This is a genomic window from Janthinobacterium sp. P210005, assembly GCF_036231865.1.
GTDB lineage: Bacteria > Pseudomonadota > Gammaproteobacteria > Burkholderiales > Burkholderiaceae_D > Janthinobacterium > Janthinobacterium kumbetense.
In genome coordinates this window covers 483,328-508,439 of the sequence record NZ_JAZARC010000002.1, presented here as the reverse complement: position 1 = coordinate 508,439, position 25,112 = coordinate 483,328, and the positions used below count along the sequence as shown (strand labels likewise).

Here is a 25,112-nt window from a genome sequence, read left to right as displayed (position 1 = left end):
CCGACGCCATGACCCCAGTTGATTCTGTTTCAGTGACGCAAGCGCCGTTCGGCATCCTGCCCGGTGGCCAGCATGTCACCGTGTTTACCCTGACGAACCGCCAGGGCATGCAAGTCAAAGTGCTCGACTTTGGCGCCATCATCAGCGCAATCCACGTGCCGGACCGCGACGGCACGTTGGCCGACGTGGTGCTCGGTTTCGAGCGCCTCGAACCCTATCTGGCCAATGGCGCTTTCCTGGGCGCCGTCATCGGGCGTTTCGGCAACCGCATTGCCGAGGGACGCTTCAGCCTCGACGGCAAGGATTACCAGCTGGCCGTCAACAATGCACCGAATCACTTGCATGGCGGCAACCAAGGCTTTCACCAGGTCATGTGGCAGGCCGAGCCTTTCACCCGGGACGATGCCGCCGGCGTCACGTTCACGCGCAGCAGCCCGCACGGCGAAGATGGCTATCCGGGCAAGCTGGACGTGACCGTCGTGTACGAACTGGACAACGACAACGCCCTGAGCCTGCGCTACCACGCCGTAACGGACCAGGCCACGCCCGTCAACTTGACCAACCACAGCTATTTCAATCTGGCGGGGCAGGGCGATATCCTCGGTCACGAGGTGACGATCAACGCGGACCGCTACCTGCCCGTGGACGCGGGTTCGATTCCCACGGGCGAACTGGCGGACGTGTCCGGCACGCCGTTCGACTTGCGCCAGAGCACCGTCATCGGCCACAGCATCGATTTACCGCACGAGCAGCTGCGCATCGGCCGTGGCTATGATCACAACTTTGTGCTGAATCAACAGCCCGGTAAACTGCTCAGCCTGGCCGCCACCGTACGCGATCCCGTGTCGGGGCGGGTGATGCAGGTGTACACGCAGGAGCCCGGCGTCCAGTTTTATTCCGGCAATTTCCTCGACGGCAGCCAGCCCGGCAAGCTGCGTGCCAACGGCTACCGCAGCGCGCTATGCCTGGAAACCCAGCATTTCCCGGATTCGCCGAATCAGTCCCACTTCCCGAACAGCATCTTGCGTCCGGGCGAGGAATATCGGACGCACACCGTGTACCGCTTTTCCGCCGGGTAAGTACCCCTGCGAAAACAGCCCACGCCCTGCCGCCACGTGCCCGCAGGGCGTTTTCATTACGGCATGCTGATACCGTTTTCGATATCGGAACGCATTAAAAATTGATTGGAAAGGCATGGCAGGATTCTTTAGTATTCCAACATCGCTGCCCGGGCCGACGACATTAGATCCGGCATGGCACAACCAGGAGAATGGCATGTCTGAGACAAAAAAGAAGGTTGCCCTGCGCTCTGCCGAGTGGTTCGGCTCGCAGGACAAGAACGGCTTCATGTACCGCAGCTGGATGAAAAACCAGGGCATACCTGACCACGAGTTTCACGGCAAGCCTATCATCGGCATCTGCAATACCTGGTCCGAACTGACTCCCTGCAACGCCCATTTCCGTCAGTTGGCCGAACACGTCAAGCGCGGCATCCTGGAAGCGGGCGGTTTCCCCGTGGAATTCCCTGTCTTCTCGAATGGCGAATCGAATTTGCGCCCGACGGCCATGCTGACGCGCAACCTGGCCTCGATGGATGTGGAAGAATCGATCCGCGGCAACCCGATGGACGCCGTCGTGCTGCTGGTCGGCTGCGACAAGACGACGCCGGCGCTGCTGATGGGTGCGGCCAGCGTCGACATCCCCACCATCGTCGTCAGCGGCGGCCCCATGCTGAACGGCAAGTTGAATGGCAAGGACATCGGTTCCGGCACGGCCGTATGGCAGTTGCACGAGCAGATGAAGGCCGGTTCCATCACCTTGCACCAGTTCATGTCGGCCGAATCGGGCATGTCGCGCTCAGCCGGTACCTGCAACACCATGGGTACGGCCTCGACCATGGCCAGCATGGCTGAAGCGCTGGGCACGTCGCTGCCGCACAACGCGGCCATCCCCGCCGTCGATTCGCGCCGCTACGTGCTGGCGCACATGTCGGGCATCCGCATCGTCGAAATGGTGCATGAAGACCTGCGCCTGTCGAAAGTGCTGACGCGCGAAGCGTTTGAAAACGCTATCAAGGTCAACGCCGCCATCGGCGGTTCGACCAATGCCGTGATCCACCTGAAGGCGATTGCCGGCCGCATCGGCGTGCCCCTGGAACTGGAAGACTGGACCCGTGTGGGCCGCGGCACGCCGACCATCGTCGATCTGCTGCCGTCGGGCCGTTTCCTGATGGAAGAGTTTTACTATGCGGGCGGCTTGCCGGCCGTCATACGCCGCCTGGGCGAGGGCGACTTGCTGCCGCACAAGAATGCGCTGACCGTCAACGGCAAGTCGCTGTGGGACAACTGCGTCGAAGCGCCGATCTACAACGATGAAGTGGTGCGCACGCTGGACAACCCCTTGCTGGCCGATGGCGGCATTTGCGTGCTGCGCGGCAACCTGGCGCCGCGCGGCGCCGTATTGAAACCGTCGGCCGCCTCGCCGCATTTGATGCAGCACCGGGGCAAGGCCGTCGTGTTCGAGGATTTCGAACACTATAAATCACGCATCCTTGATCCGGATCTGGACGTCGATGCCGATTCCGTGCTGGTCATGAAAAACTGCGGCCCGAAAGGCTATCCGGGCATGGCGGAAGTGGGCAACATGGGCTTGCCGCCGAAACTGTTGGCGCAAGGCATCACCGACATGGTGCGCATTTCGGATGCGCGCATGAGCGGCACGGCCTACGGCACCGTCGTGCTGCACGTGGCGCCGGAAGCGATGGCGGGCGGCCCGCTGGGCATCGTGCGCGATGGCGACATGATCGCCCTCGATTGCCACAACGGCAGCCTGAATATCGACATCAGCGACGCTGAAATCGCCGAACGCCTGGCGGCCCGCGAACTGGGCAGCGCGCCCGGGCCGAAGAGCGGCTACCAGCAGCTGTACATCGAACACGTGTTGCAGGCCGACGAAGGCTGCGATTTCGACTTCCTGGTCGGCAATCGCGGTTCCGCCGTGCCGCGCCACTCACACTAAGCGGAGAATTCCATGCTGTTGCTGCAATTTACGAATGAACATGGCGGCCGCCTCGTCGGCCTGCTGCAAGACGAGGTGATCCGCGTCATCGAAGGCTACAACACGACATATGCGCTGGCGCAGGACGCCATCCGCAAGCGTATCAATCTGGCGGACCTGGTGAACGCCACCGTCGGCAACGCCACGCATTCCTATGCGGAAGTGGCCGCTGCCGGACGCGTGCTGCCGCCGCTCGACCACGCGGATGAAGCGCACTGCTACGTGACGGGCACGGGCCTGACCCACCTGGGCAGCGCCGGCGCGCGCGACGCCATGCACAAGAAGATCGGCGGCGACGCCGAGTCGCTGAGCGACTCCATGAAAATGTTCCGCCTGGGCGTGGAAGGCGGCAAGCCAGCCGCTGGCACGGCCGGCGCGCAGCCGGAATGGTTTTACAAGGGCGACGGCTCCATCGTGCGCGCGGGCGGCCAGCCGCTGCGCATGCCGGACTTTGCCCTCGATGGCGGCGAGGAGCCGGAAATCGCCGGCCTGTACGTGATCGGCGACGACGGCCAGCCCTACCGCGTCGGCTACGCCATCGGCAATGAATTCTCGGACCACGTGACGGAGCGCCAGAACTATCTGTACCTGGCCCACTCGAAGCTGCGCGCCTGCAGCGTGGGTCCCGCCCTGCTGGTGGGCGAATTGCCCGCGCACATCGCCGGTACTTCGCGCGTGCTGGACGCGGCGGGCAAGGTGCGCTGGGAAAAGGCCTTCGTCAGCGGCGAAGAGAATATGTCGCACACGATTGCCAACCTGGAACACCATCACTTCAAGTATCCGCTGTTCAAGCGCCCAGGCGACGTGCACGTGCATTTCTTTGGCACGGCCACCCTGAGCTTTGCCGATGGCGTGAGCGTGGCGCCGGGCGAAACCTTTGAAATCGAAGCGCCGGCCTTTGGCCCTGCCTTGCGCAACCGCCTCGACGTCTTCCCAACCGAATTTGCGAAAGTGAGCACATTATGAGCTTGAATATCACCGGTGATGCATGGATCGGCGGCGTCGCCGTCAAGGGCAATGGCGGTTCCTTCGAAGCGTGGGACCCGGCCGCGCGCGCCCACATCGCGCCCGCCTTCCACATGGTTGACGTAGCGCAAATCGACGAAGCATGCCGTCTGGCGCAAGCCGCGTTCGATCCGTTCCGCGCCACCACGGATGCGGAGCGCGCCGACTTCTTAGACACCATCGCCGCGCAAATCGGCGAACTGGGCGACGACCTGATCGTGCGCGCCATGACGGAAAGCGGCTTGCCGCGCGCGCGCCTGGAAGGCGAACGCGGCCGCACGGTGGGCCAGTTGAAACTGTTCGCCGGCTTGCTGCGCGAAGGTTCCTGGACCGACGCGCGCATCGATAGCCCGCTGCCGGAGCGCGTGCCGCCCCGTCCTGACTTGCGCTTGCGCATGATCGGCCTGGGCCCCGTCGCCGTGTTTGCGGCCAGTAACTTCCCGCTGGCCTTTTCCGTGGCCGGCGGCGACACGGCCTCGGCCCTGGCGGCCGGCTGCCCCGTCGTCCTGAAAGCCCATTCCGCTCATCCGGGCACGTCGGAACTGGTGGCGCGCGCCATCGTCAAGGCGATTGCCATCTGCAAGCTGCCGGCCGGCGTATTTGCCTTGCTGACGGGCACGGGCAATGGCATCGGCCAGGCGTTGGTCGCCCATCCGGCCATCCAGGCCGTCGGTTTCACGGGTTCGCGTTCGGGCGGCATCGCCCTGATGAAGGTGGCGGCCGAGCGTCCGCAACCGATTCCTGTCTACGCGGAGATGAGCAGCATCAACCCCGTGTTTGTGCTGCCGCAAGCCTTGGCCGCCCGTGGCGCGGCGATCGCCGGCGGTTTTGCCGCCTCGCTGACGATGGGCGTGGGCCAGTTCTGCACCAATCCCGGCCTCGTGCTGGGCCTGGAAGGCGCCGACTTCACGGCCTTTGCCGCCGCCGCCGCCGAAGCGCTGGCGCCCGCGCCGGCCGCCACCATGTTGACGGCCGGCATCGCCAGCAGCTATGCCAAGGGCGTCGCCGCCCTGGCGCAGCACGCGGACGTGACGCCGCTGGTGCAAAACACGGGAGAAGAGGGCAAGGGCGCCGCCGCCCTGTTCGTCACGTCGGGCGAAGCTTTCCTGGCCAAGCACGACTTGCGCGACGAAGTCTTCGGCCCCGCTTCGCTGCTGGTGGCATGCCGCGACATCGAGCAATTGATCGCCATCACGGAAAGCCTGGAAGGCCAGCTGACGGCCACCCTGCAGATGGATGAGGGCGACCTGGCAGACGCGCGCCGCTTGCTGCCCGTGCTGGAACGCCGCGTGGGCCGCATCCTGGCCAACGGTTTCCCCACGGGCGTGGAAGTGTCGACGGCCATGGTGCACGGCGGCCCGTTCCCGGCCACGTCGGACGGCCGCAGCACCTCGGTCGGCACGGCGGCCATCAACCGCTTCCTGCGCCCCGTGTCGTACCAGAACCTGCTGCAGGACTTGCTGCCGGAGTCGCTGCGCGATGATAATCCGCTGGGGATCTGGCGCCGCAAGGATGGCGTTCTCGGCAAGGAGTAAAAAGCTGCTGCGCGGCGGGGCCGATGGCCTTGCCGCGCCGGCTTGCGTTGCACGTTGTACATAAAAAATAAACAGGTGGAGACAAGATGAAGCAATTGGCGAAATATGGCAGCTTGCAGGGCAAGCGCGTGTTCATCACGGGTGGCGGCAGCGGCATCGGCGAATCCCTGGTGGCGGAATTTGCCGCCCAGGGCGCCGTGGTGGCGTTTGTCGATATCGCCGTGGAAGCGAGCGAGGCCCTGTGCCGCCGCCTGGCTGAAGCGGGCTGGACGGCGCCCGTGTTCCGCCATTGCGACATCACGGATATCGCCTCCCTGCAAGCCGTCATGGCCGAACTGGCCGATCAATTGGGCGATTTCGATATCCTCGTCAACAATGCGGCCAACGACCAGCGCCACCAGGCGCAGGATGTCACCCTGGAATACTGGAACGAGCGCATTGCGATCAATCAACGTCCCATGTTCTTCACGTGCCAGGCCGTCTTCGAGGGCATGAAGCGCAAGGGCGGCGGTTCCATCATCAACGTCAGCTCGATTTCGTGGCACATGAAGTCGGGCGGCTACCCCGTGTATGCCACGACCAAGGCGGCCGTCGTGGGCCTCACGCGGGGCCTGGCGCGCGATTACGGCGCGCACAATATCCGCGTCAACACGGTCACGCCCGGCTGGGTCATGACGCAGCGCCAGATCGACCTGTGGGTCGACGAGGCGGCCGAAGTGGAAATCAAGAAAAGCCAATGCTTGCCAAGCAAGCTGATGCCACAGGACATCGCCGCCATGGTGCTGTTCCTTGCCTCCGATGACGGCGCGATGTGCTCGAGTCAAGAGTTCATCGTCGACGCCGGCTGGGTCTGACAAAACGTCCAGGGCGTTGTTGCAGGGTCTTGCCGTACTAGCGTACTGTCTGCGACCCTGCGCCTAGCCCTGGGCGTTTTGTCGGCCGCGGGTTTGCCCGCAGCCATCCCCCTCCTTTGAAATACCGCTCTTGCCGCCCCAACCCCGCGGCAGGAGAGGCATCGCCACATCCATTGCCGGGTCGATCCCGGCCCTTGCTTTTCACTTAAAAACAGGAGACAGCATGAAATGTATCAACACCAGCATCGTGGCCTTCAGCCTGGCCATGGCCGTCGGCGGCGCTTTTGCCGCGCCCGTCAGCGTCACCATCGATGCGGCCAAGCCTGGTTCCGTGATCAATAAAAACATCTACGGCCAGTTCGCCGAACACCTGGGCACGGGCATCTACGAAGGCATGTGGGTGGGGCCGGAATCGTCCATTCCGAATACCAAAGGCTGGCGCAATGACGTGCTGGGCGCGCTGAAACAGTTGCACGTGCCCCTGGTGCGCTGGCCGGGCGGCTGCTTTGCCGATGAATACCACTGGAAGGACGGTATCGGCGCGCGCGCCCAGCGTCCGACCAAGGTCAACACCAACTGGGGCGGCGTGGAAGAGTCGAACGCCGTCGGCACGCATGAATTCTTCGACCTGGCCGAGCTGCTGGGCGCACAGACCTATATCAACGGCAACCTCGGTTCCGGCACGCCGCAGGAAATGTCCGAATGGCTGGAATACATGACGTCGGACAGCAAGTCCACCCTGGCCGAGCTGCGCCGCAAGAATGGCCGCGCGCAGCCATATAAAGTCGATTACTTTGGCATCGGCAACGAAGCCTGGGGTTGCGGCGGCAATATGCGCCCGCAGTACTACGCCGACCTGTACAAGCACTATCACACCTTCATGAAGACGCCGGAAAGCGCGCGCCCGAAATTCATCGCCAGCGGCGGCAATGACGACGACACCAGCTGGTCCAGCACCCTGAGCCGCGAAATCAAGCCGAACATGATGGACGCCATCAGTTTCCACTACTACACGGTACCGACTGGCGTATGGGAAAAGAAGGGCGCGGCCACGGGCTTTGGCGAAAACGAATGGATTTCCACCCTCAGCCGCACCCTGCGCATCGACAGTTTGATCAAGAACAATCTCGCCGCCATCGACAAGAACGATCCCTCGAAAAAGACGGGCTTGTACGTCGATGAATGGGGCACCTGGTACGACGTGGAGCCGGGCACCAACACGGGCTTTTTGTTCCAGCAAAACAGCTTGCGCGATGCGCTCGTCGCCGCCTTGAATTTCAACATCTTCCACGCCCACGCGGACAGGGTGCGCATGACGAATATCGCGCAAATGGTCAATGTGCTGCAAGCGATGATCATCACGGACAAGGATAAATATTTCCTTACGCCTACGTATCACGCGTTTGAAATGTATGTGCCGTTCCAGGATGCCACGGCCTTGCCGGTCGCCATCAGCGGCAATAGCAAGTACAGCCTGGGCAAGGTCAGCATTCCGGAAGTGAGCGCCTCGGCCGCGCGCGCCAAGGATGGCAAGGTGTACTTGTCCCTGGTCAACACGAATCCGCACAAGGCCGTCGACGTGAGCGTGGCGCTGGCGGGTCAAAAAGTAACAGCCGTGACTGGCCGCGTGCTGACCGCAGGCAAGATGGATGCTGTCAACAGCTTTGCGCAACCGCAAGCCGTGCAGCCCGTGGCGTTTAATGCCCAGGCGCAAGGCGGCAAGCTGACCGTGTCGGTGCCCGCCAAGGCCGTCGTCGTGGTGGCTGTCGACTAGCCTGCCACCCCTTGTCATTCATCAAGCCGGCCCGCATGATGGGCCGGCTGACCATTTTGGAGAAGACGATGCACATGTTGACGCGCGGCGCGGCCGCCATCCTGAGCACCCTGGCGATCATGGCTGCCGCGCACGCGGCCCAGGTCAGCGTGCACGACCCCGTGATGGCCAAGGAAGGCGATACGTATTATTTGTACAGCACGGGTCCCGGCATCACCTTTTACAGCTCGACAAACATGGTGGATTGGCAGCCGGAAGGGCGCGTATTCGCGGGCCAGCCCACGTGGGCCAGGACGGCCGCGCCATCATTTGACGACCATATCTGGGCGCCCGACGTGCAATTTCATGATGGAAAATATTACCTGTACTACTCGGTGTCCGGCTTCGGCAAGAACACGTCGGGCATCGGCGTGACCGTCAACACCACCTTGAATCCCCGTTCGCCCGACTACCGCTGGGTGGACCAGGGCATGCTGCTGCAATCCGTGCCCGAGCGCGACGAGTGGAACGCCATCGATTCGAACATCGTCACGGACAAGCACGGCACGCCGTGGATGTCCTTCGGTTCATTCTGGAACGGCATCAAGCTGGTGAAATTGACGCCCGACTGGACCCGTATTGCGGAACCGCAAGAGTGGCACTCCCTGGCGCGCCGCGCACCGCTGCCGCCACGGGCCGGCGAATTCAAGCCTGCACCCGAGGAAATCGAAGCGCCGTTCATCTTCCAGCGCGGCAACGATTACTTCCTGTTCGTCTCGTGGGGCTTGTGCTGCCAGAAGGAAAAAAGCACGTATCACCTGGCCGTGGGCCGCTCGACCAGCGTGACGGGCCCTTACCTGGACAGGGATGGCCGCGACATGGCGCAGGGCGGCGGCACGGTGCTGCTGAAAGGCGACAAGGATTGGAAGGGCCTGGGCCACAACAGTGCCTACACGTTTGACGGCAAGGATTACCTGGTGCTGCACGCGTATGAAACGGCGGACAATTACTTGCAAAAACTCAAGATCCTGCCCATGACGTGGGACAAGGACGGCTGGCCGCGGGTCGATCCCCGCGACTTGAACCGCTATCGCAGCCGCGAATTGCCGGCCGCCAAACCGTAAGGACGCGCCATGCAAAAGACCTTGTTGACGCTGGCGCTGGCCGCCGGCGGCCTGACCACGCCTGCTCTGCAGGCAGCGGAATTGTTTCCTCTCTCGTCCGTGCGCCTGGGAGCGGGACCGTTTCTCGATGCACAGACGACGGACTTGCACTACCTGCTGGCCTTCGAGCCGGACAAATTACTGGCGCCGTTCCGCCGCGAGGCGGGCTTGCCGCAGGTGCAGCCCAGCTATGGCAACTGGGAATCGACGGGCCTGGATGGCCACCTGGGCGGGCATTATCTGTCCGCGCTGGCGCTGATGGTGGCGTCCACGGGCGACGCGCAGGCGCGCGAACGCCTCGACTACGTGCTGGCGGAGCTGAAGCAATGCCAGGACGCCAACGGCAACGGCTACCTGGGCGGCATTCCCGACGGCAGCGCCGCCTGGCAAGCCATCGCCAAGGGAGACATGCAGGCCGACACCTTTTCCGTCAATGGTCGCTGGGTGCCGTGGTACAACCTGCATAAGGTGTTTGCCGGCTTGCGCGACGCGTATCAGCAGGCGGGCAGCGAGCAAGCAAAAACCATGCTGATCGCCTTGTCTGACTGGGCCGTGAAACTGTCGGCCTCGCTCACGGATGCACAGATGCAATCGATGCTGCGCGCCGAGCACGGCGGCATGAATGAAGTGCTGGCCGACGTCTACGTCATGACGGGCGAGCAGCGCTACCTGGACCTGGCCGTGCGCTTTTCGCACCAGGCCATATTGCAACCGTTGGTGGCGCAACAGGACAAGCTGACGGGCTTGCATGCGAATACGCAAATCCCGAAGGTGATCGGCTTCGAGCGCATCGGCGCGCTGACGGGCCGGCGCGACTGGCAGCAGGCGGCGCAATTCTTTTGGCAAACCGTGCACGACAAGCGCACGGTGGCCATCGGCGGCAACAGCGTCAAGGAACATTTCCACGACGAGCACGACTTTTCCTCGATGGTGGAAGAGGTCGAAGGGCCGGAAACGTGCAATACCTACAATATGCTCAAGCTGACGGAACAGCTGTTCCAGCGCGACGAACAGGTGCGCTACGCGGATTACTACGAGCGCGCCCTGTACAACCACATTTTGTCGTCGCAGCGCCCCGGCACGGGCGGCTTTGTCTACTTTACGCCCATGCGCCCGAACCACTACCGCGTATATTCGCAAGTGGACAAGGGCATGTGGTGCTGCGTGGGTTCCGGCATCGAAAGCCAGGCCAAGTATGGCGAGTTCATCTACGCGCATGAGGGCGACGCGCTGTACGTAAACCTGTTCATGGCGTCCACCCTGGACTGGAAAGAGCAGGGCGTCAGGATCGTCCAATCGACCCGGTTCCCCGACCGGGACACGACGCGCATCACGGTGCAAGGAAGTAAAACGTTCAGCCTGAAGATCCGCTACCCGCAGTGGGTAGCCAAGGGCAAGCTGCGCGTCAAACTCAACGGCAAGGCGCTGCGCGTGAATAGCGTGCCGGGCGAGTACGTGACCATCGCGCGGGCCTGGAAGTCCGGCGACACCATCGACGTGGTACTGCCGATGACGACGCGCCTGGAGCAGATGCCGGACCAGTCGAATTACTACGCCGTGCTGCATGGCCCCATCGTGCTGGCCGCCAAGACGCAGCCGTTCGCCCATGAACAACTGAACTATTTTGCCGACGATACGCGCATGGGGCATATCGCCCAAGGGCAAGTGTGTCCGCTGGAATCGTCACCGCTGTTCGTCAGCGACGAGCAGGATTTCATGCGCAAGATCAAACCCGTGAAGGGCCAGCCGCTGACGTTTACAGCGCCCGGCTTGATCCAGGGCAAGGATGCGGCCACCTTGCGGCTGATTCCCTTCTTCCGCCTGCATGACTCTCGCTACATGCTGTACTGGCCCGTATCCACGCCGGCCAGGCTGGCGCAACTGCAGGAAAGCACGCGCCAGGCGGAATCCGAGCGCCTGGCGCTCGACGCGCTCACCATCGACCAGGTGGCGCCGGGACAACAGCAGCCCGAGTCCGACCACAACTTCCAGGCGGAGGGGGGAGAAAACGGCGTCAACAAGGGCCGGCACTGGCGCCATGCGACGGGCTGGTTCAGCTATGTACTGAGCGACCCGCAAGCCGAAGCGAAAACCCTGCGCCTGACCCTGTCCACCCTCGATGCGGGCCGCGTATTTGACGTCTTGCTCAACGGCACGAAACTGCAAACGGTCACCGTGGCGGCCGATGCGCCGCAGGAACTGCACACGCTCGATATCGCCATTCCCCAGGCCCTGGTGGCGGCTGGCAACGGCAAACTCAGCGTGAAATTTGTCGCCGACAAGGATTCCGTGGCGGGCGGCCTGTACGGGCTGCGCCTGTTGCGCTGAGGGAAGAAGGACCCGGCTCGTTCTACCGATACGCAAATCGGTATCGCAAGCGAAAAAGAATTGATTGGATGGCTATGTTGCTTTCTCCTACCATGGGTTCATAAAAAACCGCCCATCCGGCATCCGGCTGTGATGGTATTCCAAAAAAAACTGGAGACAAGAATGACATTGACACGCCGCACACTCCTCGCCAGCGCCATGCTGCTGGCCGCTTCTGCCACCACCTTGGCTACTTCTTCCGCCTTCGCCGCCAAGCCCCTCGTCATGGGCTTTTCGCAGGTGGGCGCCGAAAGCGAATGGCGCACCGCCAATACCGTCTCCATCAAGGATGCCGCCAAGAAAGATGGCGTCACCCTGAAATTTGCCGATGCCCAGCAAAAGCAGGAAAACCAGGTCAAGGCCCTGCGTTCGTTCATCGCGCAAAAAGTCGACGTGATCGCCTTTTCGCCCGTCGTCGAATCGGGCTGGGATACCGTCTTGCGCGAAGCCAAGGCCGCCAAGATCCCCGTCATCTTGACGGACCGCGCCGTCAACGTGGCCGACAAATCGCTGTACGTCACCTTCATCGGTTCCGACTTCGTGGAAGAGGGCCGCCGCGCGGGGCAATGGCTGCTCGAGCACGCCAAGAAAACGCCGGATGCGACGCTGAACATCGTCGAACTGCAGGGCACGGTCGGTTCCGCACCGGCCATCGACCGCAAGGCGGGTTTCCTGGAAGTGGTGGGCAAGAATCCGAAGATGAAGATCATCCGTTCGCAAACGGGCGACTTTACGCGCGCCAAGGGCAAGGAAGTGATGGAAGCGTTCCTCAAGGCTGAAGGCAAGAAGATCAACGTGCTGTATGCGCACAATGACGACATGGCCATCGGCGCCATCCAGGCCATCGAAGAAGCGGGCATGAAACCGGGCAAGGACATCATCATCATCTCGATCGATGGCGTCAAAGGCGCGTTCGAGGCCATGATCGCCGGCAAGCTGAACGTGACCGTCGAGTGCAGCCCGCTGCTGGGTCCGCAATTGATGTCCATCGCCCGCGACGTGGTGGCCGGCAAGCCCGTGCCAGCGCGCATCACGACGGTGGAAGGCGTGTTCCCTGCCGAGGTGGCCGCCAAGGAATTCCCGAACCGTAAATACTAAGCTTGCCGCATGATGAAGACGCAAGCGCATCACACTGCCGCGCCAGCTCCCTTGCTGGAGTTGCGCGGCATCAGCAAGTCCTTTCCCGGCGTCAAAGCCCTCAGCGATGTTGCCCTGCGCCTGTATCCGGGTGAAGTGCACACCCTGATGGGGCAAAACGGCGCCGGGAAGTCGACCCTGATCAAGGTGCTGACGGGCGTCTATACGCCCGACAGCGGCCAGATTTTGCTCGACGGCACGCCCATCGCCCCCGCCTCCACATCGGATGCGCAGTTGCTGGGCATCAGCACGGTGTACCAGGAAGTCAATCTGTGCCCGAACCTGTCGGTGGCGGAAAACATTTTTATCGGCCGCTATCCGCGCCGCTTCGGCGGCCGCTTTGGCCCCATCGACTGGCGTTCCATGCAGCAACAGGCGCGTGCCTTGCTGCAGCAATTGCAGATCGATATCGATGTCACGGCGCAACTGTCCAGCTTTCCGCTGGCCATCCAGCAAATGGTGGCCATTTCGCGCGCGCTGAACATTTCGGCCCGCGTGCTGATCCTTGACGAACCCACGTCCAGCCTGGACGAGGCGGAAGTCAATCTGCTGTTTTCCGTGCTGCGCCGCCTGCGCGAGCAGGGCATGGCGATCCTGTTCGTCACCCATTTTCTCGACCAGACCTACGCCATTTCCGACCGCATCACCGTCATGCGCAATGGCGAGCGCGAGGGAGAGTACGCGTGCAGCGAGCTGTCGCGCCTGGCGCTGGTGAACAAGATGATCGGCGTGGCGGCCGATACGCAGGCGCAAGAGCTTGATCTGGCGCAAGAAGCGGGTGCGGCCAGCTTTGGTCCGAATGTCCTGGAAGCGCAGGGGCTGGGCCGCAAGGGTGCCTTGCTGCCCATGGATTTCCACATCCGCCAGGGCGAATTGCTGGGCCTGGCCGGCTTGCTCGGTTCGGGCCGCACGGAACTGGCGCGCCTGCTGTTCGGCGCCGACAAGGCTGATTCCGGCAGCATCATGGTCAATGGCAAGCCGCGCCAGTTCCACGTGCCGCGCGACGCGATTGCCCGCGATATCGGCTTCTGCTCGGAAGACCGCAAGCACGAGGGTGCGATTTTGTCGCTCTCCGTGCGCGAAAACATCATATTGGCCTTGCAAGCCCGCACGGGCTTGCTGCGCGCCATTCCGTTCAAACGCCAGCAGGCGCTGGCCGACGAGTATGTGAAGGCGCTGGGCATCAAGACGGCCAGCATCGAAACCCCCATCGGCAGCCTGTCGGGCGGTAATCAGCAAAAAGCTTTGCTGGCGCGCTGGCTGGTGACGTCGCCGGCCATGCTGATTTTAGACGAGCCGACGCGCGGCATCGACGTGCGCGCCAAGCAGGAAATCATGAGTTATGTGAGCAAGCTGTGCCGCAAGGGCATGGCCATCCTGTTCATCTCGTCGGAGCTGCCGGAAGTGCTGCGCTGCAGCGACCGCATCGTCGTCATGCGCGACCGCAAGGCCTGCGGCGACTATGCGCGCGGCGAGCTCGACGATAGTTCCGTGCTGCAAGTGATTGCGGGAGACGCCACATGAGTTTATCCACGCCATCGAGCGCGCCGCTGGCGCGTCCGGCTTCCACTACGGGTACGTCCGCCTTGCATACCGTTTTACATCACCCCCTGAGCCGGCCCCTGGCCGCGCTGTGCTTGCTGCTGCTGGTCGATTTCTTCGCCATCCCCGGCTTTTTCCACTTGGAAATCCGCGACGGCCATTTGTACGGCAGCGTGATCGACATCGTCAACCGCGCGGCGCCCCTGATGCTGGCGGCCTTGGGCATGACCCTGGTCATTGCCACGCGCGGCATCGATATTTCCGTGGGCGCCGTCGTGGCCCTGTCCGGCACCGTGGCTGCCATGTTGATCGGCGGCACCATGGTGATGGACAATGGCGTGCCGACCTATGTAAGCAACATTCCCATGGGCTGGGCCCTGGCGGCCGCTCTGGGCGCGGCCCTGCTGTGCGGCGCCTGGAATGGCGTGCTGGTGGCGGGCCTGGGCTTGCAGCCCATCGTCGCCACCCTGATCCTGATGGTGGCGGGGCGCGGCCTGGCGCAATTGTTGACGGATGGACAGATCGTCACCGTCTACTATCAACCGTTCTTCTTCATCGGCAGCGGTTACCTGTTCGGCTTGCCGTTCTCGCTGTTCCTCGTGGCGTTGGTGTTCCTCATCACGGCCGTGCTGATGCGCAAGACCGCCCTGGGCCTGTTCATCCAGGCCGTCGGCATCAACCCCGTCGCCGCGCGCCTGGCCGGCATCAAGACGGCGACCCTGATCGTCTTCGTCTACGTGTTTTGCGCCGCCTGCGCGGGGCTGTCGGGCCTGATGATCAGCTCGAACATCAAGAGCGCCGACGCGAACAACGCGGGCTTGATGCTGGAACTGGACGCCATCCTGGCCGTGACCCTGGGCGGCACCTCCTTGGCCGGCGGCAAGTTCAGCTTGGTCGGCAGCATGATCGGCGCGCTCATCATCCAGACTTTGACCTACACCATCTATTCGCTGGGCGTGCCGCCGGAAGTGAACATGGTCGTCAAGTCCGTCGTCGTCTTCCTCGTCTGCCTGTCGCAATCGTCGGAATTCAAGCAATTGCTGCATCGGAGAAAAGCATGAAGGGTTTGCTGCACACCCCGTATTTCACCTCGCTCGTCACGGTCCTGCTGCTGGTGGTGATGCTGGGCCTGGGCGGCGCCGCCTATCCGGGCCTGCTGTCGACGCAAGTGATCTTTAACCTGTTGATTGATAACGCCTTTTTGCTGGTGATCGCCGTCGGCATGACCTTCGTCATCGTTTCCGGCGGCATCGATCTGTCCGTCGGTTCCGTGCTGGCCCTGTCGACCATGATCGCCGCCTGGCTGCTCAACGTGGCGCACTGGCCGCCAACTCTGGTGATCGTCACCGTGCTGGCGCTGGGCACGGTATTTGGCGCCAGCATGGGCGCGCTGATCCATTATTTCAAATTGCAGCCGTTCATCGTCACGCTGGCCGGCATGTTTCTGGCGCGGGGACTGTGCTATTTGATCAGCATCAATTCCATCACCATAGCCGACCCGCTGTTCGTGGCCATGTCGCAGACCCAGCTGGGATTCCTGGGCGGCTTCGTCTCGCCCGGCGTCGTGATCGCCGTGGCAACTCTGCTGCTGGCCATCTGGCTGGCGCACGCGACGCCATTCGGCCGCGCCGTGTATGCGATCGGCGGCAATGAACAGTCGGCTTTGATGATGGGGCTGCCCGTCGGCCGCACCAAGGTCTTGATCTATGCGTTCAGCGGCTTTTGCGCCTCGCTGGGCGGCGTGCTGTTTTCGTTCTACATGTTGTCCGGCTATGGCTTGCATGCGCAAGGCACGGAGCTGGACGCGATTGCCGCCGTCGTCATCGGCGGCACCCTGCTCAGCGGCGGCTACGGCTACGTGGCGGGCGCGCTGTCGGGCGTGCTGGTGCTGGGCACCATCCAGACCTTGATCGCCTTTGACGGCACGCTCAGCTCGTGGTGGACCAAGATCGTCATCGGCGGCTTGCTGTTCGTCTTTTGCGTCGTGCAAAGACTGATGGCCATGGGCCAGAAAAATACCAACGGGAGTTAATCAATGTTGAAACAGAACAAACGTGCCGCAGCCATCGGCATGGCGGCGGCGCTCGCCTGCGCCCCATTCGGCGCGCAGGCGGCCAACCCCATCGTCAAGGATATCTACACGGGCGACCCGGCCGCGCTGGTCGACAATGGCCGCGTGTATTTGTACGTCGGCCACGATGAAGCGAGCGCCACGGACACGGATTATCGGATGCACGAGTGGCGCGTGTATTCCTCGTGCGACATGGCCAACTGGACGGATCACGGCTCGCCCGTGCGCTTTTCCACTTTTGCCTGGGCCGGCAAGGATGCGTGGGCGGGCGACATCGTCAAGCGCGACGGCAAGTACTATTTTTACTCGACCGTCGACCATAAAATCATCCCCGGCAAGGCCATCGGCGTGGCCGTGTCCGACAGCCCGACGGGCCCCTTCGTCGATGCGCGCGGCAGCGCCCTGATCACGAACGACATGACAAAGCAGACGGCGATCCCGTGGGACGACATCGATCCGGCCGTCTTCATCGACACGGATGGCCAAGCTTACATTTACTGGGGCAACACGGTCTTGAAGTACGCCAAGCTGAAAGCGAATATGACGGAGCTGGATGGCCCGATTTTGACCTTCGGCATGGATGCTTTTACGGAAGCGGCGTATATGCACAAGCATGCGGGCACGTATTACTTGTCGTACTCGCGCAACTTCCCCGAGGAAACGGCGTACTCGACGGGGCCCACGCCGACAGGTCCCTGGCATTTCCGCGGCACCATCATGGACAAGAATGCCATCGTAAAAACCATTCACCAGGCCATCATCGAATTCAACGGCAAGTCCTACATCTTCTATCACAACGATAAATTGCCCGGCGGCGGAGAATACCGGCGTTCCGTGGCCGTGGAAGAGCTGAAATACAAGCCCGACGGCACCATCGACTTCATCCCGCAAACGGCCGGCCCGGCGGCCAACCCCAGCGCCGCTTGCAAGGCATCCTGAACGCTGCTTGACGAAACACAAAAAGGAGACAAACCGATATCTATAACATCGATATTGAGTTAGAAGCGATATCGATCATGATATGATTTATTCATGGATACCCTCAACCCCAACTGGTTCTTGCGAGCCCGCCTGAAGACGCGGCAATTGCTGCTGTTGATCGCCCTTGACGAGCAGCGCAACATCCACCGCGCGGCGGAAGAATTGCACATGACGCAGCCGGCCGCGTCCAAGCAAATCAAGGACCTGGAAGAGATGCTGGACGTGCGCCTGTTCGACAGGCTGCCGCGCGGCATGGAGCCGACCATCTACGGCGAAACGATGATACGCCACGCGCGCATGGCCTTGACGAGCCTGTCGCTGGCGCATGACGACATCGTCGCCCTGAAGTCGGGCTTGACGGGCCAGGTGGAAGTGGGCGTCATCATGACGCCGGCCATGGCCTTGCTGCCGCGGGCGATTGCCCGCATCAAGCAGCAGGCGCCGTTGATGCGCATCGGCGTGCACCTGGAGCACAGCAATACCCTGATGGACATGCTGCAGCACGGCACCCTGGATTTCATGATCGGGCGCATCCTGGAAAAGGAAAGCAGCGCCGGCCTGATCTACGAGGAATTGACGGAAGAGCCGGCGAGCGCCGTGGCGCGCAATGGCCACCCTTTGCTGTCGCGCAAGAATTTGCAATTGAAAGACTTGGCGGGCCAGCCGTGGATCTTGCCGCCGCAAGGCAGCATCCTGCGCCACCGCTTCGACATGATGTTCCGCCGCGCCAGCCTGGAGCCGCCCGTTGACGTGGTCGACACGACGGCCTTGCTCTTGATCACGTCATTGCTGCAGCAAACGGATTCGCTGCACGTAATGCCGACGGAAGTGGCGCATTACTATGAATCGTTGAACGTGCTGAGCATCTTGCCCATCGAGCTGCCGTGCAAGATGGATGCGTTCGGCATCATCCGCCAGCAGGATCATTTGCTGTCGCCGGGGGCGGACATGCTGTTGAAGGCAGTACGCGCCACGGCTGCGGACATGTATTGACGATCACCGAATAAAACGTCCATGGCGTTGTTGCCGTGCCTTGTCGTACATTCGTACTGCCTGCGGCACGGCGCCTAGCCCTGAACATTTTCTTCGGCGCCGTCACCAACTTCGGGGATTTTTACCGCCAATTAATCGGGCACCTCAAAGAAAAACAGCTGCACCAGCCGGCCATTTTCCGGCGTGTCGCCAAACACATTGCTGATCGAGTGAAAGTAATGGCCCTTGTAGACGATCAGGCGGTTGTGGCGCATGGGCACTTCCAGCAGCGCTTGCCAACTGTCGCGCTGTTCCTGCAAGTCGTTGAATTTCTGTACTTTACTGTTCGGCAGCCAGCGTTTCTGGAAGTCCTTGAAGCTGGCGTAGCCGCCCGCCTTGACGTCCACCTCGGGCAGTCTGCGGTACCAGCCGCTGGGCTGGTGGCGCCAGAAGGTGGTGCCGCCCTGGCACTGCTCGGGCGGGTTCAAATACAGCACGCCCGCATAGGAATTGAAATTGTTGCCCGTCTCATTGTCCACGTGGATATCCGTGCGCGCCATGGCGTCTGCATAGCTGAGGCGGTACGAGCCATTGTCGGGCGAAATGAAACGGATGGGGCGGCCCAGCGCCGTGGCGATGCGCTCCATGATGGCTTGGCTGGGCTGGCCCGCCGTCTGGCTGCCCGGATAGTTTTGTCCCGCATAGCGCTGCTGCTCGAACGGCAACGCCAGCGCCTGCGCGCGCCAGGCGGCCGGGTCGGGCAGGAAATCGTCGAGGATGTGCAAGTCCGTTTCGCGGATAAAATCGTGCAGGGTGTCCGCGACATTGAGCGGCGTCAATGTTTCTGCCTGTTCCGCTTGCGGACTGGCAAAGCCGATGCAGCACGTTTGCGCCAGCGCCGGATGCAGCGCCAGGCCTTGCGCGTAGCACGCCAGCGCCAGTTCCTGCTGTCCCGTGCGGTAATACAGCTCGGCCAGTCCCTGCAGGGTTTGCCAACGCTGTGGACGCAGGGCGTGGGCCCGTTCCAGTTCGGCGATGGTCTCCAGCAGACGCTGTTTTCCCATCAGCAATTCCGCATGGCTGATGGCGAAATCGTGCTCGTGCGGCGCCAGCCGCGCCGCCGTGGCGTAGCTGGCCAGCGCCGCCTCGCTATCCGTGCCGCGCAGCACGTTGCCCAGGTTGTAGTGGAACAGGGCATTGTCGGGCTGTTGCTTGAGCGACAGTTTCAGCAAGCCCAGGCCGATGGCGCCCTGACCCAATTCCAGCATGGCCAGGCCCTGGAAATGCTGCGCTTCGGCCAGGGCCGGGTCTTGCTTGTACGCGGCCTGGTAGGCATTGATCGCCTCGATCAGCTTGCCCGCCTGCTGCAGCCGTTGCCCGTTTGCCAGATGTTGTTCCGCCAGTGTCTGTTCGCCCATGTCGCTATCCCGATGCAATGTGGCGAACAGTGTAACCGAGGCCGTTCTAGCGCGCCTGGTTGACGGGAATTTCTTCCCCGTTCAGCTTGATCGCCACCTTGACGATCTGCGCCTTGACTTGGTTGCTGGCCATGTCCGCTTCCTGGGCGTAGGCGTACACGACGATGGCGAAGTCCTTGTAGCCGCTGCGCGCCGCCTCGATCTTGCGCGCCGCGTCCTGGTCCACCTTCAGCAAGGAATAACCGTCGCCATTTGTGAACGCCAGCTTGTAGTCGCCGTTGTCGTACATGTAGTAATACGTGCCCGCTTCGGCGAACTTGGCCGGGAAGGCGGCCTTGTCCATCGCGTACGGCGACAGCGCGCCCTGGCCATTGATCTGGTAGCGCAGGTAGCGCCGGGTTTTCGCTTCGCTGACCTTGGCGTCGATCTGCGGTTTCAGGGCGTCGAGCACTTCCTGCTTGCGGAAGGCATCGTTGCTGCCCGCATATTCGCGCGAGATGCGCTGCGCCACGGCCGCATAGTCGGGCGGCACGCCGGACAGGGCGATGTAGCTGTACATCAACTGGTTGCCGCTGGTGATGTCGACATAGCTGGACGTTGGCGTGGCAGCGTCCGCTTGCGGCAGGCTGGCGGCGGCCGCCTTCACTTGCGCCTTGGCGGCCAGGTCCGCGACATTCGCGGCGACGGGGGCAGAAGTGGCTGGTGTGGCGTTATCCGTCTTGCCGCAGGCGGACAGGATCACGGCGATGGCGAGCAGGGCGGGGAAAGTGCGGTTCATGGTATTTCCTTCAAAATGAGTTAAACGGTAATGACGGGTTCAATTTTTAGAGTTATGAAAGTCACGGCAGCGCTGAAAACCGTAGCGAGCAAGCCCAATGCCGGGTTGAGTAGCGGAACCGTACTTTATGTACGGTGAGCAACGCCGACCCGGAAGTGGGCTGCGCAGTAGGTTTTCAGTGCTTGCCTCCTAAGCGTTTGTATTCGCCGACGCCGTAGGCGGCCAGGACGATGGAAGACGCCAGCACCAAATAAAAGCCGATGCCGAACGAGAGCCCTTGCCACACCTGCCCCAGCATTTCGCTGGCCATCTGCTCGGCCATGCGGGCCGCGCGGCTGCCCATGATGCCGCCCATGGCGTTGCCCGCGTCGCTGACGGCGCCCTTGATCTTGATGAACAGCAAACTGCTGTGGATGACGACGAACAGCAGCGGCGCGCACTTGCCCAGTGCCGCTTTCGGGTGATTGCTGGCCATGGTGGCGCAGCAGGCGGCAATGGCCAGCAGGAAGAAAAATTGCGCCGAAGTAAAACCGCCGCCGCCATCGCGGGCAAAGCTTTCCAGGCTGTCGGCGGACAGGCCCAGCAACTGCCAGTAAGTGCGCGAGACGGAGGCGAACAAACGGATGCCGATGGTGTTGAAGATAAAGGCGCCGGCGATCAGCACGCCCAGGCTGGCCAGCACCTTGATGCCCAGCGCCGAGACGGCCTGGCCCCACAACTGCTGGCCCTTGTCGCGCGCCAGTTTCGCCGCGCCGGCCATCTCTTCCTGCGCCAGTTGCTGCGTCGCCACGGCGCTGACCGTGTCGAGGCCGCCTGACTCGTTGAAGCGCACGTCGACGACGGCGTTGATGGCGGGCGCCACGTCGGAGCGCCAGTGGGTAGCGACGTCGAAGGCATGTTGAATGCCGGCCACGCTGACGGAACCTTGTCCGCTGGCTTGGTAGGCGAGGATGCGGCCCCGTTGGCCGGTGGTGATTGCTGCTGGGCTGGATGCTTGCATGGGATTTCCCTGGTCACTGTCATGCTGTATTGCATGTACCCACGGATAACGGGGGCAGTTCAGGGAAATCCAAAATTATTTGAAATTATTTTTTGGGCGGCTGCATCATGTCCTTGGCGGCGCCCTGGTAATCCTTCATCAAGCCCATGAACGCGTCCTGCAAATGCCGGGCCGCATCCTGCGGCGGCGCGCCCGTGCGCCGCGCCAGGTCGAATTTATACGCATGGGCGGCCGTGTAGCCCGCCTGCGAGGCGGCGTCCAGCAGCGCGCCGGCCCGTTTCAGCGAGGCGGGATCGCCCTTGACCATCAGCAATTCGGCCAGATAGGTCTGGGCAATCGGAAAGTCTTTCGCGGCCGCCTTTTCCAGCCACTGCATGCCCGCCTTCGGCTGTTTGACGCCCGCGTCGCCGCCGCCGATGCCATAGCCGAGGGCCGTCAGCGCCACCAGGTCGCCGCCCCGCGCGCGTTTCTCCAGTTGCTGGCGGGGAAACGGACGGGCCGCGATCTGCATGCGGATTTCATAGTTGATGTCTTGCAATACGTTGCCTGGCCACACCTTGACGCCCGGTGCGGCCGGCTTTTCCATGGCTGGCGCTGGCGCGCGCATGCCGCTGTTGCCCGAGGCCAGCACGCCCGGTGTTGCCTGGCTGACACCCTTGCCGCTGCCCATGTTCAGCACCAGGCGCGCCGACGTTTCGCCGAACGAGACGCGGGGCTTTTGCACGTCGTGCGTCATGGCCGCGACGCGTGCCGCCACTTGCGAAAACACGTCGCCCATGGGCAAGCCGGGAGCGTCCAGCGCGTCGAGCAGGGCGCTCGTGTAGGGGCTGTTGCGCGAATCGGGCGACCAGAAATCGCGGGCCAGGGCGCCGGGCCCGGCCGAATAGGCGATCACCACGCCGCGTGGCGCGGCCGTATCGGCAAAGCCGTGGCTGGCCGCGTTGCCGCCGGGAACCACCACCGCGCCGCCGCGCGTATATTCCTGGCGGCAAGCGTCGAGGATCAGCACGGCGCCGCGCGCGCCCGTGCGCTGCAAGTCGCCCGCCAGGCTGGAAACGGACACGCCCTGCGCGGCGATGGCGGACGCGCTCAGCGCATTCATGTTGGCGCCCAGCGGCAATACATAATTGGCTTCGCCCGCCTGTGCGCCGTGGCCCGCGTAAAACACGAGGGCGATATCGGCGCCGCGCGCCTGCGTGGAAAACTCGGCCGACGCCTTTTGCAGCTGCGCTGCATTGATGTCCGTGCGCAGCAGCACTTCAAAGCCCAGGCGGCGCAGGCGTTCGGCCATGGCGCGCGCGTCATTCACGGGATTTAACAGGGGCTGCGGATAGGCCGCGTTGCCGATCACCAGCGCGATGCGCTTGCCGGGACCGCTGGCGGCATTCCCCGTGGCCGCTTGCACGCCGTTACCGCAGAGTAAAAAGATGAGGCTGAAAAACAGGGAAATCAGGCGATGCATCGGCGTCTCGGGAATTGTCGTGAAAGTAACAAAAGTTAGCGATTTTGACGGTGATATGAGAAAATTGCTTAAATGCATTTTACCTTACTGACAAGTTTCTCTTGTCTGGCCAGCGTATTGCTTGTTTGCCGGTGCGCGTCGCCGCCGGCCAGTGGCGCGTGGCGCCCAACACACGATCGGACCGGCTGTGCAATCGGAACAATTTGAACGGATTCATGCTTTCTGGACCCGCCGCCCGCAGCTGACACAAGGCGAACTGGGCGAGTTTTACCAGCGCGTCATCGCCGCGCTGACCCCGTGCCGTCCGCGCGAAGCGGCGTCGCTGGGCGATTCCCTGGCCGATCTGCGCCACCAGTTCTTCATCGAAAAAGTCTTGCACAGCGACAGCGACGCCGCGCCCCACCACATCGGTGCCTTGTTTCTGTACTTCAAGCGTTTCATCATCGACCAGCTGCGCAAGCAGCGTGACGACGACGATGCCGATGCGCAAGAGGGCTGCGAGTTGCGCGCGCCCGACGCCTATGCGGAACCGCTGCGCGACTACCAGCTCACGCCGCAGCAAGTGCGCGAGGCGGCCGACAGTTTTATTGCGACCTTGCCCCGCGACTTGATCTTGCTGCTGCGCCATTGCGGCTGCGGCGGCATGCCCGTCAAGGAACTGGCCGAGCAGATTGCCTCCGCGCACTATCACGGCGGCAAGCTGGGCCTGGTCCACAGGCAGAAGGGCGAGCCTGCCAGCGCGGGGCGCCAGGTGGTCGAGCCGGCCCACCGCGCCACCTTGCTGGGCAGCTGGGTCTTGAGCCTGCTCAAGTTGCGCGTGGGCGATACCCTGGCCGCGCGCGACATGCAGGCGGCGCAAATAGTTTTGGATATTTTGTGCGTGGCCGCGTTATCCCTGCACCTGGACCCCGCGTCCCCTCCTTCGAACCCGGATGAAAGGCCACCGGCATGAATGCATTGACGCCCACCCTGGCCATCGTTGCCGCGCGCCTGCCGTCGCCCCCGTCTTCCATCGACGTGCTGGACGACGAGGTGGCGGGCGCCACCCCCGACTGGCGCGGCATCGCCGTGCCGGAACACCTGATGCAGCGCTTCGCGCGCCGCAGCGACGCGGCGCCGCTGGCCGGGCGGCCCATCGCGGGCGGACAGATCCACCTGCTGGCGCGCCGCCCCGGCTTCGGCGCCGTGCTGCTCGATGCCTGGGACAGTACGCGGCAGCGCTGGCGCGGCTGGCTCGTCACGCCGGACACATCGTATGCGGACGCCTGCGGCCTCGTGGTCGAAGAGCGCGACGCGCCCGCCGACCCGCGCGCGGGCCTGGTGCTGTGCGACATGCCGGTGACGCTGGCCGTGACGGACCTGGGCGCCTGCCTGGGTGTGTTCAGCCAGGAGCGCCTGCAGGCGGCGCGCTGGCTGGAGCTGCATGGCCGAGCCAATGGGGCTGCAGCCGCACCGGGCGTGATCGCCCGCGTGGCCTTGCCTGGCGACGATTACGCCTTGACGGGCACGCCCTTGTCGAGCGAGCTGGGCAAGGATGGCCGCGTGGCCTACCGGCAATTGCTGCGCCAGGGGCTGCAGCAGTTGCAGATCGCTTCGGCCGATGCGCCGGCACCGGCAGCTAAGCCGGTGCCGGCGGCCAAGCAAGCTGCCAACGCCAGCCGCTGGCTCAAACTTGTCACGGCCGTGGCCGCCAGCGTGATGGTGGTGCAATCGGCGTGGCTGTTCTTGCCGAAAGAGGGCGCCGTCGTCGGCAATGCGGAATTCCGCAATGGTGCTCCACAGGGCAGCGGCGTCGAGACGGGCGTGCGCACGCGCGTGCTGTTCCGCGCCGAGGCCACGGAGGCGGAAATCCGCACCTGGCTGCAGCGCGAGCAGCTGGAAATCGTCGCCGGACCGGACACCCTGGGCGCCTTCACCGTGCTGTCGCGCAACCGCCAGAAAGTCTTGCCGCCGCCAGGTCCGGGCAATCCGCTGGCCGTGATCAATCCCTGACCCCGAAATAAGAGAAAGTTATCAA

The 25,112-nt window shown here is 63.1% G+C and carries 20 protein-coding genes; 16 read left to right on the top strand and 4 right to left on the bottom strand.

The window, feature by feature from the left end; translation table 11 throughout:
- Positions 1-8 precede the first annotated feature (8 nt).
- The 14 genes from VPH40_RS12300 to VPH40_RS12235 all read left to right on the top strand — a co-directional run bounded on the left by VPH40_RS12300 (position 9) and on the right by VPH40_RS12235 (position 18,458).
- Complete coding sequence (locus VPH40_RS12300; RefSeq protein WP_328573560.1) at positions 9-1,079, top strand: aldose epimerase family protein; 1,071 nt, start codon at positions 9-11, stop codon at positions 1,077-1,079.
- A gap of 196 nt (positions 1,080-1,275) precedes the next feature.
- A complete protein-coding gene (locus VPH40_RS12295) occupies positions 1,276-3,018 on the top strand; it encodes an IlvD/Edd family dehydratase (protein ID WP_099665860.1) in 1,743 nt (580 codons plus the stop codon).
- A 12-nt stretch (positions 3,019-3,030) separates the two neighbouring features.
- Positions 3,031-4,023: an AraD1 family protein gene (araD1, locus tag VPH40_RS12290; RefSeq protein WP_328573559.1), complete on the top strand. Its 993-nt coding sequence runs from the start codon at positions 3,031-3,033 to the stop codon at positions 4,021-4,023.
- The gene (locus VPH40_RS12285) at positions 4,020-5,597 is read left to right on the top strand and encodes an aldehyde dehydrogenase (NADP(+)) (RefSeq protein ID WP_442906640.1); all 1,578 of its coding nucleotides are present in this window, start codon (positions 4,020-4,022) and stop codon (positions 5,595-5,597) included. Before araD1 ends, VPH40_RS12285 begins: the two co-directional genes overlap by 4 nt.
- 86 nt (positions 5,598-5,683) lie before the next feature.
- Positions 5,684-6,451, top strand: coding sequence for an SDR family NAD(P)-dependent oxidoreductase (locus tag VPH40_RS12280; RefSeq protein WP_099665858.1), 768 nt, complete (start codon positions 5,684-5,686; stop codon positions 6,449-6,451).
- 223 nt (positions 6,452-6,674) lie between these two features.
- Positions 6,675-8,225 (top strand): alpha-N-arabinofuranosidase, encoded by a 1,551-nt coding sequence (locus VPH40_RS12275; protein WP_328573558.1) that lies wholly within the window; start codon positions 6,675-6,677, stop codon positions 8,223-8,225.
- 68 nt (positions 8,226-8,293) lie between these two features.
- Positions 8,294-9,328 (top strand): arabinan endo-1,5-alpha-L-arabinosidase, encoded by a 1,035-nt coding sequence (locus VPH40_RS12270; protein WP_328573557.1) that lies wholly within the window; start codon positions 8,294-8,296, stop codon positions 9,326-9,328.
- A 9-nt stretch (positions 9,329-9,337) separates the two neighbouring features.
- Positions 9,338-11,695 carry a glycoside hydrolase family 127 protein gene (locus VPH40_RS12265; protein ID WP_328573556.1) on the top strand — a complete coding sequence of 786 codons (2,358 nt, stop codon included), beginning with the start codon at positions 9,338-9,340 and terminating at the stop codon, positions 11,693-11,695.
- 162 nt (positions 11,696-11,857) lie between these two features.
- Complete coding sequence (locus VPH40_RS12260) at positions 11,858-12,832, top strand: ABC transporter substrate-binding protein (protein WP_077398584.1); 975 nt, start codon at positions 11,858-11,860, stop codon at positions 12,830-12,832.
- A gap of 9 nt (positions 12,833-12,841) precedes the next feature.
- Positions 12,842-14,395, top strand: coding sequence for a sugar ABC transporter ATP-binding protein (locus tag VPH40_RS12255; protein WP_328573555.1), 1,554 nt, complete (start codon positions 12,842-12,844; stop codon positions 14,393-14,395).
- A complete protein-coding gene (locus VPH40_RS12250) occupies positions 14,392-15,474 on the top strand; it encodes an ABC transporter permease (RefSeq protein ID WP_328573554.1) in 1,083 nt (360 codons plus the stop codon). The genes VPH40_RS12255 and VPH40_RS12250 overlap by 4 nt, the downstream gene beginning before the upstream one ends.
- Positions 15,471-16,445: a galactofuranose ABC transporter, permease protein YjfF gene (gene yjfF / locus VPH40_RS12245; RefSeq protein ID WP_305060530.1), complete on the top strand. Its 975-nt coding sequence runs from the start codon at positions 15,471-15,473 to the stop codon at positions 16,443-16,445. Before VPH40_RS12250 ends, yjfF begins: the two co-directional genes overlap by 4 nt.
- A 3-nt stretch (positions 16,446-16,448) precedes the next feature.
- A complete protein-coding gene (locus tag VPH40_RS12240) occupies positions 16,449-17,423 on the top strand; it encodes a glycoside hydrolase family 43 protein (RefSeq protein WP_328573553.1) in 975 nt (324 codons plus the stop codon).
- Between the two features lie 93 nt (positions 17,424-17,516).
- On the top strand, positions 17,517-18,458 hold the full coding sequence (locus VPH40_RS12235) for a LysR family transcriptional regulator (RefSeq protein WP_035823672.1): 942 nt from the start codon (positions 17,517-17,519) through the stop codon (positions 18,456-18,458).
- Between the two features lie 131 nt (positions 18,459-18,589).
- Here the strand turns inward: VPH40_RS12235 and VPH40_RS12230 are convergent, their stop codons facing one another.
- The 4 genes from VPH40_RS12230 to VPH40_RS12215 form a co-directional block, all read right to left on the bottom strand.
- Positions 18,590-19,855, bottom strand: coding sequence for a DUF6445 family protein (locus tag VPH40_RS12230; RefSeq protein ID WP_328573552.1), 1,266 nt, complete (start codon positions 19,853-19,855; stop codon positions 18,590-18,592).
- A 46-nt stretch (positions 19,856-19,901) separates the two neighbouring features.
- Positions 19,902-20,633 carry a hypothetical protein gene (locus VPH40_RS12225; protein ID WP_328573551.1) on the bottom strand — a complete coding sequence of 244 codons (732 nt, stop codon included), beginning with the start codon at positions 20,631-20,633 and terminating at the stop codon, positions 19,902-19,904.
- Positions 20,634-20,808: 175 nt separating this feature from the next.
- Positions 20,809-21,633, bottom strand: a complete 825-nt coding sequence (locus tag VPH40_RS12220) for a hypothetical protein (RefSeq protein ID WP_328573550.1) — start codon at positions 21,631-21,633, stop codon at positions 20,809-20,811.
- Between the two features lie 85 nt (positions 21,634-21,718).
- Positions 21,719-23,095 carry a caspase family protein gene (locus VPH40_RS12215; protein ID WP_328573549.1) on the bottom strand — a complete coding sequence of 459 codons (1,377 nt, stop codon included), beginning with the start codon at positions 23,093-23,095 and terminating at the stop codon, positions 21,719-21,721.
- A 187-nt stretch (positions 23,096-23,282) separates the two neighbouring features.
- Here VPH40_RS12215 and VPH40_RS12210 point away from each other — a divergent pair, with 187 nt between their 5' ends.
- Positions 23,283-24,047, top strand: a complete 765-nt coding sequence (locus VPH40_RS12210) for a hypothetical protein (RefSeq protein WP_328573548.1) — start codon at positions 23,283-23,285, stop codon at positions 24,045-24,047.
- Complete coding sequence (locus VPH40_RS12205) at positions 24,044-25,087, top strand: hypothetical protein (protein WP_328573547.1); 1,044 nt, start codon at positions 24,044-24,046, stop codon at positions 25,085-25,087. Before VPH40_RS12210 ends, VPH40_RS12205 begins: the two co-directional genes overlap by 4 nt.
- Positions 25,088-25,112 lie beyond the last annotated feature (25 nt).

What these genes read in the sequence shown, in the direction of transcription:
- VPH40_RS12300 (WP_328573560.1), top strand. Translation starts at nt 9, where the DNA reads ATGACCCCAGTTGATTCTGTTTCAGTGACGCAAGCGCCGTTCGGCATC.
- VPH40_RS12295 (WP_099665860.1), top strand. Translation starts at nt 1,276, where the DNA reads ATGTCTGAGACAAAAAAGAAGGTTGCCCTGCGCTCTGCCGAGTGGTTC.
- araD1 (WP_328573559.1), top strand. Translation starts at nt 3,031, where the DNA reads ATGCTGTTGCTGCAATTTACGAATGAACATGGCGGCCGCCTCGTCGGC.
- VPH40_RS12285 (WP_442906640.1), top strand. Translation starts at nt 4,020, where the DNA reads ATGAGCTTGAATATCACCGGTGATGCATGGATCGGCGGCGTCGCCGTC.
- VPH40_RS12280 (WP_099665858.1), top strand. Translation starts at nt 5,684, where the DNA reads ATGAAGCAATTGGCGAAATATGGCAGCTTGCAGGGCAAGCGCGTGTTC.
- VPH40_RS12275 (WP_328573558.1), top strand. Translation starts at nt 6,675, where the DNA reads ATGAAATGTATCAACACCAGCATCGTGGCCTTCAGCCTGGCCATGGCC.
- VPH40_RS12270 (WP_328573557.1), top strand. Translation starts at nt 8,294, where the DNA reads ATGCACATGTTGACGCGCGGCGCGGCCGCCATCCTGAGCACCCTGGCG.
- VPH40_RS12265 (WP_328573556.1), top strand. Translation starts at nt 9,338, where the DNA reads ATGCAAAAGACCTTGTTGACGCTGGCGCTGGCCGCCGGCGGCCTGACC.
- VPH40_RS12260 (WP_077398584.1), top strand. Translation starts at nt 11,858, where the DNA reads ATGACATTGACACGCCGCACACTCCTCGCCAGCGCCATGCTGCTGGCC.
- VPH40_RS12255 (WP_328573555.1), top strand. Translation starts at nt 12,842, where the DNA reads ATGATGAAGACGCAAGCGCATCACACTGCCGCGCCAGCTCCCTTGCTG.
- VPH40_RS12250 (WP_328573554.1), top strand. Translation starts at nt 14,392, where the DNA reads ATGAGTTTATCCACGCCATCGAGCGCGCCGCTGGCGCGTCCGGCTTCC.
- yjfF (WP_305060530.1), top strand. Translation starts at nt 15,471, where the DNA reads ATGAAGGGTTTGCTGCACACCCCGTATTTCACCTCGCTCGTCACGGTC.
- VPH40_RS12240 (WP_328573553.1), top strand. Translation starts at nt 16,449, where the DNA reads ATGTTGAAACAGAACAAACGTGCCGCAGCCATCGGCATGGCGGCGGCG.
- VPH40_RS12235 (WP_035823672.1), top strand. Translation starts at nt 17,517, where the DNA reads ATGGATACCCTCAACCCCAACTGGTTCTTGCGAGCCCGCCTGAAGACG.
- VPH40_RS12230 (WP_328573552.1), bottom strand. Translation starts at nt 19,855, where the DNA reads ATGGGCGAACAGACACTGGCGGAACAACATCTGGCAAACGGGCAACGG.
- VPH40_RS12225 (WP_328573551.1), bottom strand. Translation starts at nt 20,633, where the DNA reads ATGAACCGCACTTTCCCCGCCCTGCTCGCCATCGCCGTGATCCTGTCC.
- VPH40_RS12220 (WP_328573550.1), bottom strand. Translation starts at nt 21,633, where the DNA reads ATGCAAGCATCCAGCCCAGCAGCAATCACCACCGGCCAACGGGGCCGC.
- VPH40_RS12215 (WP_328573549.1), bottom strand. Translation starts at nt 23,095, where the DNA reads ATGCATCGCCTGATTTCCCTGTTTTTCAGCCTCATCTTTTTACTCTGC.
- VPH40_RS12205 (WP_328573547.1), top strand. Translation starts at nt 24,044, where the DNA reads ATGAATGCATTGACGCCCACCCTGGCCATCGTTGCCGCGCGCCTGCCG.